The organism is Streptomyces sp. NPDC051569 (genome assembly GCF_044454085.1).
GTDB lineage: Bacteria > Actinomycetota > Actinomycetes > Streptomycetales > Streptomycetaceae > Streptomyces.
In genome coordinates this window covers 434,343-447,160 of record NZ_JBITDJ010000004.1, presented here as the reverse complement: position 1 = coordinate 447,160, position 12,818 = coordinate 434,343, and the positions used below count along the sequence as shown (strand labels likewise).

The following is a 12,818-nucleotide window of genomic DNA, read 5'->3' as shown; positions in this document are numbered from 1 at the left end:
GGCGACATGAGCACGTCACATCAAGGGGTTGCGCGGAATCGTTCGTTCCTGATGGGACGACAATTCGTATTCGTCGGGACATGGTTGGCGTGGGATGGCGGCCGTCGGCCAAAATGTCGACATACTGCGGGGCACGGCCGATAGAACCGCGGGGATGGCTACCAGTGATCAGCTTCAGCGTCATGGCGATCGTCTTCGGCGTCATCTTCCTCGCCGAACTCCCCGACAAGACATCCCTCGCCAGCCTCATGCTCGGGACCCGCTACCGCGCGTCATACGTCTTCGCGGGGGTCGCGCCGGCCTTCGCGGTGCACGTGGCGCTGGCGATCGCGGCGGGCAGCGTACTCAGGCTGCTGCCGCACCGGGTGGTCGACGCGGTGGTGGGCACGCTGTTCCTGGCGGGGGCGCTGGTGCTGCTGTTCCGTAAGGCCGATGAGGAGAAGGAGGAGGGGAAGGCCAAGGAGCCGGCGAACCAGTCCTTCTGGAGGGTCTCGGCGACCGGCTTCACACTCATCCTGGTCGCGGAGTTCGGCGACCTGACCCAGATCACGACGGCGAACCTGGCGGCGCGCTACAACAGCCCGGTCTCGGTGGCCATCGGCGCGGTACTGGCGCTCTGGTCGGTGGCGGCGATCGGCATCCTGGGCGGCCGGGCCCTGATGAAACGGGTCCCGCTGAAACTGATCACCCGGGTGGCGGCGATCCTGATGCTGGCGCTGGCGGGCTTCAGCCTGGTGGAGGCGGCGGTGGGCTGATGTCCTGTGTCAGCGACGGTTGCGCGCCGCCACCGGAGTCTGATGGCCGGTGAGTTCGGGCCACGCGAAGGGTGAGCGCCGTTGTCGCTGATCGAGCGGACGGCAGGCTACTGCCGCCGCGGCCCAGGTGCGGTACGTCCTGGACAGGCGGACCGGTCGCGACGATGGCGTGCCCGGTGATGATCCCGGGCCGGCGGTCCCTGGCCTGCGGCCTACCCCATGAGGCCGAGCCAGTGGCGGTACACCGAGGCGAAGGGTTCGACGCCGTCACCATCGCGACGGCCCATCTCCATCAACCACTCGCAGGTCCGGCGGGCCTTGCCGATGATGCTGTCGGGGTAGCCGTAGCGCACCTGGTGTTCGGCGAACTCGTCCTCGTCCTCGATACGGGCTTCGCCGCCACGAGGCCGCACGACATCGAGATCGAGGTCCACCGTGCGCAGGACGGTCCCGTCCGCGTCCCACTCGGGCACCGTGCACACGTCGCAGTACATCTCGGGGCCCGGGTCCGCACAGAATGTGGCCGTCCACCAGCTGTCACGCGGGACCAACATCACGTAGCCGAACCGGCTTGTCCAGCCGCCCGTGGCTGAGCTGACGGAAACGCCTCGCGCCGTGCCCAGCCACACGCCGTGCTCGTCCTCACCCAGCCGGGTGGCAGTCCACCGCGCGCTCAGGCTGCCGTCGTACTTCCGGATGTCGACCAGCACGGAGGTGCTTTCGGTGACCATGCCAAGACGCTACCCGACAGCGCCAGAACCCTCGCCGAGGAGCCGCGCCGGCCCCGGGAGAAGCCCGCTGCCCCGGGGCGGCTCACATCAGCCGCGTAACACCCCGCGGGCCCGTACACCTAGCCGATGTGCAGGCGGATCTCGCCCGTCGGGAGGGCTTCCAGCGTCAGGTGGGTGAGGTCGTCGACGTGCGCCGTCGGGGACTGGGCGGCCGCCCTCGGGCCTACGCCCACCACCCGCATGCCCGCCGCCCGGCCCGCCGCGATGCCGGCTTCCGAGTCCTCGAAGACCACGCACTCCTCCGGGGCGAGGCCCAGTTCGGCCGCGCCGAGCAGGAAGCCTTCCGGGTCGGGCTTGCTGGCTGTGACGCTTTCGGCGGTGACGCGGATCTTGGGCAGGGGGAGGTCCGCCGCCGTCATGCGGGCGGTGGCCAGGGCCTCGTCCGCCGAGGTGACCAGGGCGTGCGGCAGTGTCGCCAGGGCCGCGAGGAAGGCCGGGGCGCCCGGGACCGGGATGACGCCGTCCGTGTCGGCGGTCTCCCGGGCGAGCAGCACGCGGGTGTCGGCGTAGTTCTGCTCCATCGGCCGCTCCGGGAGCAGGATGGCCATCGTGGCGTATCCCTGGCGGCCGTGGACGACCTTCATCGTCTCGTCCGGGTCCAGGCCGTGCTCGGTCGCCCAGCCGCGCCAGACGCGCTCCACGACGGCGTCGGAGTTGACGAGGGTGCCGTCCATGTCGAGCAGCAGACCGCGCGCGGTCAGGACGGACGTCGTGGTGGTGGAAGCGGTGGCCGGCATCGGCGTACTCCAGTGAGCGGGAAGAGAGACAAGCGGCCTCGCCCGCCGGTCAGGGAGTACGGGCGAAGCCACTTTGTTTCCCCATTGTACAAATCGGGTCAGTGGCGCCGCCCGCGCCCCTTCGTCTCCGACTCCAGGGCGCGTCGGGTGTGCGGCCCGTAGACGCCTTTCGCGTCGCCGTCGACGCGCCGGTAGGTCTGGTAGACGCGTACGGCGATCTCGACGCGCTCGTCGTACCGGCCGTCCGCCCGGCCGTGGAAGAGCCGCATCTCCGCGAGCCGGTTCTGCAGCGTGACGACCTCCGCGCCGGAGTCCCCGCGGCTGAGCGGGGATCCGCCCTGGACCGGGGCCAGGACCGGCGCCGCCGGGGCCCTGGGCGGGACCGCCGGGTCGCCGGGGCGGGCCGGTGCCGTCGCCCCGGGGGCGGGGGAGGCCGGCGTGCCCGCCTCCGTGGGCGCGGTCGAGTTCGAGGTCGTGGACGCGGCCGGTGTCGACCCGGGCGGAGCCCCCGAGGCGCCTGTGGCCGTCGGTGCGGTCGAGACGAAGGGCGACGCCGACGGTGCGGCCGACGAGGTCACGAGAGACGCGTCCGGCTCCAGGAGGTTCCCCTCCGGCATCCCCGTGTGGCCCTCGTCGGGCAGCGCCATGTCCTGCTGGTCGCTTCCCGGGAACAGGCTCGCGCCGAACGCCGCCGTGCCGATCACCGCGACGGTCGCCGCCCCGATCGCCACCGCTCGGAGCGACTTGCGGCGGGCCGGTGCCGGCTCGGGACGGAGGGGCCCGGCGGCCCGAACGGAGACCCGCGGCTCGGCGGACGGCTGTCCGGCGGGTCCGGCCTCCGGCGCGAGGGCCGGCAGCGGGCCCGCCGTGCGGAAGGTCACCGGGGCCTCCCGGCCGGCCTCGTCGAGCGTCACGTACGGCCGTATGCGCAGCGGATCGAAGTCCTCCGACGCGGCGATCTCCGCTGTGCGCCCGGCCTGCGCCGCCCGCGCCGCACGCCCCGCGCAGAAGCAGCCCGGCTGCCCCTCGGCGGCTCTCGGCGTATCGCATTCAGGACAGAGCTGTCCGGTCAACGTGGGTCCCCTCCCATGCACTGCCCCCTTGAACTCCCAGCGATTATGCAGGCCCTTTCCGAACGCCGTACCAACGTTCGGAGGCCACGGCGGCCGCTCGGCAGGCCATAACGGGACGGAACGGACAGGATGGAGACTCGGCGGACCCCGAGGAGATCTCCCATGGCTCAGGAAGTGAGCACCCCGGCCGTGAGTCCGGCTCCCGGCGAGGGCCAGAACAACCGCACCGTCATGGTCGCCATCAGCGCGCTGCTGATGGGCCTGCTGCTCGCCTCGCTCGACCAGACCATCGTGTCCACCGCCCTGCCGACCATCGTCAGCGACCTCGGCGGCCTGGACCACCTCTCCTGGGTGGTCACCGCCTACCTGCTCGCCTCGACCGCCGCCACCCCGCTCTGGGGCAAGCTCGGGGACCAGTACGGCCGCAAAAAGCTCTTCCAGACCGCCATCGTCATTTTCCTCATCGGCTCCGCCCTCTGCGGCGTCGCCCAGAACATGCCTCAGCTCATCGGCTTCCGCGCCCTCCAGGGCCTGGGCGGCGGCGGCCTGATCGTGCTGTCCATGGCGATCGTCGGAGACATCGTCCCGCCGCGCGAACGCGGCAAGTACCAGGGCCTGTTCGGTGCCGTCTTCGGCGCCACCAGCGTCCTCGGCCCGCTGCTCGGCGGCTTCTTCACCCAGCACCTCAGCTGGCGCTGGGTCTTCTACATCAACCTGCCGATCGGCGCCGTCGCCCTCGCCATCATCGCCGCCGTCCTGCACATCCCGGTCCGCACGACCCGGCACACCATCGACTACCTCGGCACCTTCCTCATCGCGTCCGTCGCCACCTGCCTGGTACTGGTCGCCTCACTCGGCGGCACCACCTGGGCCTGGGGCTCGTTCGAGATCATCGGCCTCGCCGTCCTCGGACTCCTCCTGCTCGCCTTCTTCATTCAGGTCGAGCGGCGCGCCGCCGAGCCCGTACTGCCGCTGCGGCTCTTCCGGCTCCGGACCTTCACCCTGGTCGCGCTCATCAGCTTCATCGTGGGCTTCGCGATGTTCGGCGCGATGACCTACCTGCCGACCTTCCTCCAGGTGGTGCACGGCATCACCCCCACCCTGTCCGGCGTCCACCTGCTGCCGATGGTGCTGGGGCTGCTCATCACCTCCACGGTGTCCGGTCAGATCGTCAGCCGTACGGGCCGCTGGAAGGCGTTCCCCGTGCTCGGCACCGGCATCACCGCGATCGGGCTCCTGCTGCTCCATCAGCTCACCGAGAACAGCGGCACGTGGGTGATGAGCGCCTACTTCTTCGTCTTCGGCGCGGGCCTCGGACTCGTCATGCAGGTCCTGGTCCTGGTCGTCCAGAACGCCGTCAGCTACCAGGACCTCGGCGTCGCGACCTCGGGCGCCACCTTCTTCCGCTCCATCGGCGCGTCCTTCGGCGTCGCCATCTTCGGCACGATCTTCACCAACCTCCTCAACGACAAGGTCGACAAGGCCCTCACCGGCCTGCGCCTGCCCCCCGGGGTGGGGACCAGCCAACTGACCGCCGACCCCCGGGCCATCGACCGGCTCCCGCCCTCGGTGCGCCCCGCCGTACTGCACGCCTACTCGACGTCCATCACCGATGTCTTCCTGTACGCCGTGCCGGTCGTGCTGCTCGCCTTCGTCGTCTCGTGGTTCCTCAAGGAGGACAAGCTGCGCGGCTCGGTGACCGCACCGGAGGTCAGCGAGACCCTGGCGTCCAACCCGGTCGAGCGCTCCTCGCGCGACGAGGTGGCGCGCGCCCTGTCGGTCCTCGGCACCCGTGAGGGCCGCCGCCGGATCTACGAGACGATCACCGAGAAGGCGGGGTACGACCTGCTCCCGGCCGCCAGTTGGATGCTCCTGCGGATCCGCCGCGACGGTGTCGTCGAACCCGCCCTGCTCGCGGACGCCGCGCCCGTGCCGATCACCACCGTCACCGACGCGTCCCGGCAGCTGGAGGAGCGGGAACTGGTCCGCCGCGAGGGCCTTGAGCTGACGCTCACCCCTCTGGGCGGCCGGATGGCGGACGTGCTGGCGGCGGCCCGCGAGGAGTCCCTGTCGGAGCTGCTGGGGGACTGGTGGGGGCCCCACCGGCCCACGGATCTCACGCAGTTGGTCCACGACCTGAACAGCGAACTGTGCGGCTCCGACAGCGAACGGCCCCGCACCCCCGAGCCGCCCCGGGACCACGCCGCCTGAGCGCGCCGGCCCGAGCGCACTCGGCAACGCGCCGTTTGGCTCCTGGATTCCGGGCAACCCGACTCGTAGAACAGCCCGTTACGAGCAGTACCGGAACGAGTACGAGCCGAAACGCGTACGAGCCGAGACGAGCCGAGAACCAGGAAGGCAATCATGACCACAGTTCTGATCGTCGTCGCTCTGATCGTGGTGTTTGTGATCATTGTGGCCGCGGTCCTGTACCTCGGGCCCGGCAGGGGAAGCGGGCGAACCGGCCTGAAGCGCCGGTTCGGTCCGGAGTACGAGCGGGTCGTCGCGCGTCACGACGGTGACACCAAGGCAGCCGAGCGCGAGCTGGGCGAGCGGGTGCGGCGCCACGGCGACCTGCGGCCGGAGCCCCTCTCCGCCGAGAGCCGGGAACAGTACGTGGCCCACTGGGCCGGTCTCCAGGAGCGCTTCGTCGACGCCCCGCAGGAAGCGGTGGCGGAGGCGGACCAGCTGGTGGCACGGGTGGCGGCCGAGCGCGGCTACCCGGACGGCACACGATACGACGAACAGCTCGACGCCCTCTCCGTCCACTACGCGCACGAGGTGGACGGCTACCGCAGGGTGCACCAGGCGGCCTCGCAGGACGGCCGCAGTGCGAGCACGGAGGAGCTGCGTGAGGCGATGGTCGGCGCGCGCGAGCTCTTCGAGCGACTGATCCTCGCCCGCCCGGAGGAGAGCGGTAAGCACCGCCCCGGGAACGCCGGCCGGAACCGGAATCTTTCACTGCGGCCCAAAGGGAGTGGCGTGTGATGACGTACGACCCGACGAATGACCCGAAGAACGCCCCGGCGAACGCGCGGACGGGCGAAGCGATGAACACGCCGGCAAGCGAACCGACGAGCCGGCCGAAGCACCAGGACATCCCCCAGGCGGCCCGGACCGGGCGGCAGGACACACAGCGGGACACACGGCGGGACACGCGGCAGGACATGCCGGAGCGGCCCGCCGGAGCCCCCGGATCCCGCGAGAGCCTGGAGCCCCGTGAGGCCACCAGGACTCATGAGACCACCGGGACCCGGGAGACCACGGGGACCCGCGAGACCACCGGTGCCCGCGAGGCCCGCGGGCCGGTCAAGCCCCTGCACGCCCGCGACGCCGCCGAGCCGCGCGAGGCGGAAGCCGGGCCGGCGAAGGCGGCGGCCCCGGCTTCCGCCCAGGCCGCCGTCCCCGCGCACAGGACGGGTGGCGCCACGGGCGGCACGAGCACGGATCCGCGGCTGTTCCCCCAGGACGAGAGCGACAAGCTGACCCAGCGTCTGCAGGAAGCCCTCAACTCCTTCGTGGACGGCCCCCGGCACTCCGTCGAGGAGGCCGCCGGTGTGCTGGAGGAGGCCGCCGAGCGCCTGACGAACGCGCTCGCCGAGCGACCCCGGTCGCTGCGCGCCGGCTGGGACGGATCCGCCAAGGGCGGCAAGAACGGTTCGGCCGACGGCACGGACACGGAGGACCTGCGGCTCGCGCTGCAGAGCTACCGCGAGGTGACGGAACGGCTGCTGCGGATCTGATCCGGCACAGCGGCGGACCCGGGGCTTCGGACCCGGGCACGGTCTCGGAGGCGGCGGGCAAGGGACGGCCCGCCGCCTCCGTCCGTGCCGGTGCACGCGTCCGCTCGCGTGTATCCCGGGGCCGCCATACCGGTCCGTGTCCGGACCGGGTCCGCGCCCGTACCGGGTCCGTGCCCGTACCGGGTCCGCGTTCGCGTTTCGTCAGGCCAGTACGTGGGCCAGGGCGAAGCCGTCGTACCCCTTGCTGCCCACCGTCTGCAGCGCGGTCGCGGACAGCCGCGGATTCCCCGCCATCAGCTCGATCATGCCCCGCGTGCCCACCACCGCCGGGTCGGTGCTGGCCGCGTCGACAACCGCCCCGTTCCGCACGACGTTGTCGCAGATGATGACGCTGCCCGGCCGCGTCAGCTTCAGCGCCCACTCCAGGTAGTGCGGGTTGTTCGGCTTGTCGGCGTCGATGAAGACCAGGTCGAACGGGCCCGCGCCCTCGGCGGCCAGTGCGGGCAGCGTGTCCAGGGCGGCCCCCGTCCTGACCTCGGCGATCTTGTCGAGTCCGGCCCGTGCCAGATTGGCGCGGGCCACATCGGCGTGGACGGGGTCGTACTCCAGCGAGATCAGCCTGCCGTCCTCGGGCAGCGCGCGGCCCAGCCAGATGGTGCTGTAACCGCCGAGTGTGCCGATCTCCAGGATCGTCCGGGCGCCCTGGACGCGGGCCAGCAGATGCAGCAGCTTGCCCTGGTTGGGTGCCACGTTGATGGCGGGCAGGCCGGCCGCGGCACTGGCGTCGAGGGCCGCCGAGAGCGCTTCGTCGGCGGGGGCGAGCTGATCGGTGAAGTAGCGGTCGACGGCGTTCCACTGTTCCTGGGACATGCGGGCCCTCTTCTCTGTAACGGAGTCGCTGCTCGTGGAACGTAACTCAGCGGGCCGGTGCCGTAGGCGGCTTTACGTGGTGTCGGGGCTCGCCACCCGCATCCCCCGCGCCCTCTGACCCGTTCTCACCGGAAGGATTCGGCGGAACGGCGAAAGACGGATGACACTCGGGCGAAGAGGGGGTTGCCTGACTCATCATGACGGGGCAATGCGAGGCTCAGTGCCCAAGGACGGCGTTTTCGGACGGACGGAGGGTCGGCGCGGCGTGGTGAATGCGGAGCACAGCGTGCACGGCGGTGCGGCGGCGGGTGCGGCGGCGGGTGCGGCAGGTACGGGAGGCGCGGCGGGAGGCGCGGCCGGGGGTACGGAGAACGGCCTCGGAACGGCTCGCGCCGTCCTCTGGCTGCTCGCCGCCGTACTCGCGGTCAGACAGGCGGCGGCGGTGCTCCGGCACCCGCCCGGTGAACGGCTCACCGATCTGACGGAGTGGATCGGCGACAACGGCATCCTTCACGGGGCGGGTTCGCTGTACGACACGGGGAGGTTCACCGGCACACCGTTCGCCGGCGTCGTCCTCAAACCGCTGGCCGGCTCGGCGGAACGGAGCCTCGGCATCGTGTGGACCTTCGGGACACTGCTGCTGGTCGTCGCGCTCGGCCTGGTCGTGGCCCGCGCCCTGCCGGGCCGTGTGTCGCGCCGTACGGGACTGCTGGCGGCGCCGGTCGCGATCAGCCTGCTCATGCTGTCCCTGCCGGTACGCAACAGCTTCCACCTCGGCCAGACCAGCATCATCCCCGTCCTGCTGGTGCTGGTCGGCTGCTTCGCCGTACGGGACGAGCGCGCCCGCGGCGTCCTCATCGGCATCGGCGCGGCCCTGCAGCCCGCCGTACTGCTCTTCGCGCCGCTGCTCTGGCTGACCGGCCGCAGGAAGGCCGCCGCGACGACGGCCGGTACCTTCGCCGCCTGCACCGCGCTCGCCTGGGCGGCGCTGCCCGGCGACTCCTGGGCGTACTGGGTGCACCATGTGGCGGGCGCCGGTCTCGGCGAACGCCCCGACAGCCTCGCCAACCAGTCGCTGCACGGCGCGCTCCTGCGGATGGGCCTGGAAGGGCCACTGGAGATCGCGCTCTTCGTCGCCCTGGCGGCGGCTGTCGTTGTTTTCGGCCTGCGGCGCGCGGTCCGCTACGCCCAGGACGGGCAACCGCTGCTGGCGGTGGCGCTGACCGGCTGTGTCGCGGTCGCGGTCTCGCCGACCGCCTGGCAGCACCAGCTGCTGTGGGTGCTGCTGGCAGTCGTCGGCCGCGTCGGCACACGGGCCAGGGACCGGCTGGCCTGGCCGGCGGTCGTGGTGCTGGTGATGACGCTGCCCGGTCGGATGCTGCTGCCGAACATGACATGGCTGGCGCCCCTGGCGGAAAACGTACCGCTGCTCGCCGCGCTGGCGGCGGCCTGCGTGGTGCCGTTCCTGCCCCGTACCTCGCCGTACTTCGAGACGGCGGTGCCGACCGCGTACGCGGAGCCCGCTCCGGCCCGCCGGCGCCGGGTCCCGCCGGCACCGTTCTGGCGCCGGCTGCTCAGCCGCCCCAATCTGCTGCTCGAACTGCTCGTCATCCGCGTCGGATACTCCGTCTACTCCCATATCCGCCTGGCCGCGACGGGCGGCCGGGCGGCGGCCGAGGAGCACGGCCGTCAGGTCCACGCCGTCGAACGGGCGCTCGGGATCGACATCGAGCACTGGGCCAACCAGGCGGTGGTGAAAGCCCAGTGGGCGGCGGACTTCTTCAACTTCTACTACACGTCGTTCCACTTCATCGTGCCGCTGACGATCCTCGGCGTCCTCTACGTCCGCCGGCCCGCCGACTACCGCTGGGCCCGCGCCTCGCTCGGCTTCGCCACGGTCCTCGCGCTGACCGGCTTCTGGTTCTACCCGCTGGCCCCACCCCGGCTGATGCCGGGCCTCGGCTTCATCGACACGGTGCACGGCCCGCAGGACCTGGCCAACCCGGACTACGGGGCGCTGACCGCGCTGACCAACCAGTACGCGGCGATGCCCTCACTGCACTTCGGATGGTCGCTGTGGTGCGGGGTGGTCGTCCTGGTCCTGGCGCCGAAGCTGTGGATGAAACCACTCGGCCTGCTGCACCCCCTCTTCACGGTCTGCGCGATCGTGGCCACCGCCAACCACTGGGTGCTGGACGCGGTGGGCGGCGCGGCGGTCGTCGGTGCGGGCTTCGGCCTGACGTACCTGCTGGCGGGACCGCGCGAGCTGCTGCCCGTGGCGGCACAGCCGGCACCACCGGATCCCGCCCCGGCGGGGGAGCGGAGGAGCGGCACGCCCGTTCCGGCGGGGGGCACGGGCAAGCGCCCGGTCTAGCGTCGCTTCCGGCACCAGGACGAGTGCGTACGGCTCCGAGGGGCGGCCCGGACGAAACGGCCGCGCCTCAGGGGGCGGCGAGGTCATGGCCGCGCCTCAGGGGTGGCGCCGGGGTAACGGCCGCGCCTCAGGGGTGGCGCCGGGGTAACGGCCGCTCCTCAGAGGCGGCCGTCCCCCGGCTCCTCGCCGTTCGGCTTCCCCGCACCGTCCGGCTTCCCCGCCCCGCCCGCCTCCGCGATGTCCGCGTGACCCGGCCACCAGGCCGCGCGGCCGATCAGGGCGGTGAGGCCCGGGGTGAAGAGCATCGCCATCACGAAGGCCGCCACGAGGATGCCGAAGGACAGGGAGAAGCCCATCTGCGAGAGCGTCGAGTTGCCCGCCAGCAGCAGGGTCGCGAAGGTGCCCGCCAGGATCACACCGGCCGCCGCGATCGTGGGGCCCGAGTGGCGCAGGGCCGTGGCCACCGCGTCGCGCGGGTCGCGGCCCTCCCGGGCCTCCTCACGCAGGCGCGACACCATCAGGATGTTGTAGTCCGTCCCCAGGGCGACCACGAACAGATAGATGATCACCGGCAGGATGAAGAACAGGCCCGGCTGGCTGCCCAGCTTCGTGAAGATCAGGGTCGTGGCCCCCAGGGTCGCGATGAAGCCGAGCGCCACCGAGAGCATCAGGTACCAGGGCGCGACCAGACTGCGCAGCAGCAGACCGAGGATCACCATGATGACGACCGCGGCTGTGGGGAAGACCACCGCGTAGTCGCGGTCGACGGCCTTGTTGATGTCGACGTACACCGCCGTCGTCCCGCCCACCAGGGCCCTGGTGCCCGGCGGGGCCCCCTGGTGCGCGTCCGGCCGGAGCCGGTTCTTGACGGTGGCCAGCGCCTTGTCGGAGGCGGCACCGTCGGTGAGGACGACCGCGTACGCGGCGGCGGTGCCGGCGGGGTTCAGCAGCGGAGCGGCGACCGTACCGACGCCCTTGACCTCCTGGAGCGTCGTACGGAAGGCCCGGGTGCCGGAGGCCGGGAGGTGCTTGCCCGTCGTCGATTCGAGGTACACGAAGGTCGGGTCCGTGGTGCCCGACGGGAATCCCTTCTCCAGATTCCGCTGAGCGACCACCGATTCCTTGTCGGACGGGATCGAGGACGACGCCAGGTCGAAGTTGGCCCGGTATCCGAGGGCGCCCAGGGCGAGCACGCCCATGAAGAGGGTCGAGAGGACCACCCAGACCACCGGCCGCCGGGCGATGGACGCGCCGAGCCGGGCGAAGCCCGTACCCTCCGGCTCCCGCCGCCACGCCTTGGACGGCCAGAACACCTTCGTCCCCAGCAGGGACACCACGGCCGGTACGAGCGTCAGACCGGCCAGCAGGGTGATGAAGACGGCGATGGCGAGCGCCGGGCCCAGCGAGCGGAGCAGGCCGAGCGAGGACAGCGTCAGGGCCAGGAAGGCGACGATGACGGCCCCGGCGGCCGAGGCGATCGCCTCACCGACGCGTTCGACGGCATGGATCATGCCGCCCTGGGGATCCTCGCCCGTCCGGAGCGCTTCCCGGTAGCGGAAGAGCAGGAACAGGACGTAGTCGGTGCCGACCCCGAAGAGCACGACGGTCAGCAGCTGTGCGACCGAGGAGTCGGCCTTGAGGTCGAACGCCTTGTTGGCGGAGGCGATCAGACCGGTCGCCATGGGCGTGATCAGGCCGATCAGTACGACCGGAAGCAGCGCGATGATGGGGCTGCGGAAGATCAGCGACAGCAGCACGATGATGATCACGACCGTGCCGCCGCCGACCAGCAGCCCGGCGCGCTTCGAGGAGTCCTTCTGGTCCAGGGCCTGGGCGGCGGAGCCGGTGATCCCGCCGGTCAGGTGAGTGGCCTTCAGATCGGCCCGCAGATCGTGCCGCAGCGTCTTGACCGCGTCCTCCTGCGCGGTGTTGTTCTGGGGGTTGTTCACCCGGGGCATCGCGACGACCGACGTCTGGACCAGCCGATTGGGTGACGGCGGGCCCGGCACCACGCTGTCGACCTGCGGAATCCGCCGCGCCTGCAGGCTCTTGGAGATCCTGGCGATCTCCGCCGAGTCGGCCGTCGTGAGCTTCTTTCCGTCGGAGCGCTGGAAGACGATGACCGCGCCGATGTTCTTCTGCCGGGGGAAGGTGTTCTTCTGGACGTCCGACGCCTTGATGGACTCGTACGAGCTGGGGAGGAAGCTCGCCTCGTCGTTGTCGGAGGTCAGCGTGGGCGCGAGGGTGATGACGGCGGCGGCCGCCACGACCCAGGTGAGGATGATCCACCAGGGGCGGCGGACCACCAGGCGGCCGAGACCGGCGAACATGTGGGGTTCCCTCCCGTCGCCCCCCCGGTGCGTCCCCTCAGCCTTGATCGGCACGACCAAGATCGCCAATCGGGGACCGGCGATCAGGGGGCGTGGGGGCGCGGGCCGTTACGCGGGGGCGGGGCCGCTACGGAAGGGCGCGGGC

Annotated in this window: 10 protein-coding genes; 5 read left to right on the top strand and 5 right to left on the bottom strand. The window is 71.6% G+C overall.

Annotated elements, in window-relative coordinates:
- The first annotated feature begins 164 nt into the window (after positions 1–164).
- A complete protein-coding gene (locus ACIBAE_RS10170) occupies positions 165–755 on the top strand; it encodes a TMEM165/GDT1 family protein (RefSeq protein WP_399283650.1) in 591 nt (196 codons plus the stop codon).
- A 212-nt stretch (positions 756–967) separates the two neighbouring features.
- On the opposite strand, the gene ACIBAE_RS10165 is transcribed toward ACIBAE_RS10170, so the two are convergent.
- The 3 genes from ACIBAE_RS10165 to ACIBAE_RS10155 all read right to left on the bottom strand — a co-directional run bounded on the left by ACIBAE_RS10165 (position 968) and on the right by ACIBAE_RS10155 (position 3,356).
- Positions 968–1,486, bottom strand: a complete 519-nt coding sequence (locus tag ACIBAE_RS10165) for a DUF402 domain-containing protein (protein ID WP_399283647.1) — start codon at positions 1,484–1,486, stop codon at positions 968–970.
- A gap of 119 nt (positions 1,487–1,605) precedes the next feature.
- Positions 1,606–2,283 (bottom strand): HAD-IA family hydrolase, encoded by a 678-nt coding sequence (locus tag ACIBAE_RS10160; protein WP_399283646.1) that lies wholly within the window; start codon positions 2,281–2,283, stop codon positions 1,606–1,608.
- 98 nt (positions 2,284–2,381) lie between these two features.
- Positions 2,382–3,356, bottom strand: coding sequence for a peptidoglycan-binding protein (locus tag ACIBAE_RS10155; protein WP_399283644.1), 975 nt, complete (start codon positions 3,354–3,356; stop codon positions 2,382–2,384).
- A 162-nt stretch (positions 3,357–3,518) separates the two neighbouring features.
- On the opposite strand from ACIBAE_RS10155, the gene ACIBAE_RS10150 reads away from it, so the two are divergent.
- The 3 genes from ACIBAE_RS10150 (at position 3,519) to ACIBAE_RS10140 (ending at position 7,099) form a co-directional block, all read left to right on the top strand.
- Positions 3,519–5,567, top strand: coding sequence for a DHA2 family efflux MFS transporter permease subunit (locus ACIBAE_RS10150; protein ID WP_399283642.1), 2,049 nt, complete (start codon positions 3,519–3,521; stop codon positions 5,565–5,567).
- A 153-nt stretch (positions 5,568–5,720) separates the two neighbouring features.
- Entirely contained in the window at positions 5,721–6,344 is a 624-nt protein-coding gene (locus ACIBAE_RS10145) for a hypothetical protein (RefSeq protein ID WP_399283640.1), read from the top strand.
- A complete protein-coding gene (locus tag ACIBAE_RS10140; protein ID WP_399283639.1) occupies positions 6,344–7,099 on the top strand; it encodes a hypothetical protein in 756 nt (251 codons plus the stop codon). The genes ACIBAE_RS10145 and ACIBAE_RS10140 overlap by 1 nt, the downstream gene beginning before the upstream one ends.
- A gap of 201 nt (positions 7,100–7,300) precedes the next feature.
- Here the strand turns inward: ACIBAE_RS10140 and ACIBAE_RS10135 are convergent, their stop codons facing one another.
- Positions 7,301–7,969 carry an O-methyltransferase gene (locus ACIBAE_RS10135; RefSeq protein ID WP_399283638.1) on the bottom strand — a complete coding sequence of 223 codons (669 nt, stop codon included), beginning with the start codon at positions 7,967–7,969 and terminating at the stop codon, positions 7,301–7,303.
- 208 nt (positions 7,970–8,177) lie between these two features.
- On the opposite strand from ACIBAE_RS10135, the gene ACIBAE_RS10130 reads away from it, so the two are divergent.
- On the top strand, positions 8,178–10,343 hold the full coding sequence (locus tag ACIBAE_RS10130; RefSeq protein ID WP_399283636.1) for a bifunctional glycosyltransferase 87/phosphatase PAP2 family protein: 2,166 nt from the start codon (positions 8,178–8,180) through the stop codon (positions 10,341–10,343).
- Positions 10,344–10,501: 158 nt separating this feature from the next.
- On the opposite strand, the gene ACIBAE_RS10125 is transcribed toward ACIBAE_RS10130, so the two are convergent.
- On the bottom strand, positions 10,502–12,673 hold the full coding sequence (locus ACIBAE_RS10125) for an MMPL family transporter (RefSeq protein WP_399283635.1): 2,172 nt from the start codon (positions 12,671–12,673) through the stop codon (positions 10,502–10,504).
- Positions 12,674–12,818 lie beyond the last annotated feature (145 nt).

Excerpts from the sequence above, each read along its gene's own strand:
- ACIBAE_RS10165 (WP_399283647.1), bottom strand. The coding sequence starts at position 1,486 with ATGGTCACCGAAAGCACCTCCGTGCTGGTCGACATCCGGAAGTACGAC.
- ACIBAE_RS10160 (WP_399283646.1), bottom strand. The coding sequence starts at position 2,283 with ATGCCGGCCACCGCTTCCACCACCACGACGTCCGTCCTGACCGCGCGC.
- ACIBAE_RS10150 (WP_399283642.1), top strand. The coding sequence starts at position 3,519 with ATGGCTCAGGAAGTGAGCACCCCGGCCGTGAGTCCGGCTCCCGGCGAG.
- ACIBAE_RS10145 (WP_399283640.1), top strand. The coding sequence starts at position 5,721 with ATGACCACAGTTCTGATCGTCGTCGCTCTGATCGTGGTGTTTGTGATC.
- ACIBAE_RS10140 (WP_399283639.1), top strand. The coding sequence starts at position 6,344 with ATGACGTACGACCCGACGAATGACCCGAAGAACGCCCCGGCGAACGCG.
- ACIBAE_RS10135 (WP_399283638.1), bottom strand. The coding sequence starts at position 7,969 with ATGTCCCAGGAACAGTGGAACGCCGTCGACCGCTACTTCACCGATCAG.
- ACIBAE_RS10130 (WP_399283636.1), top strand. The coding sequence starts at position 8,178 with ATGCGAGGCTCAGTGCCCAAGGACGGCGTTTTCGGACGGACGGAGGGT.
- ACIBAE_RS10125 (WP_399283635.1), bottom strand. The coding sequence starts at position 12,673 with ATGTTCGCCGGTCTCGGCCGCCTGGTGGTCCGCCGCCCCTGGTGGATC.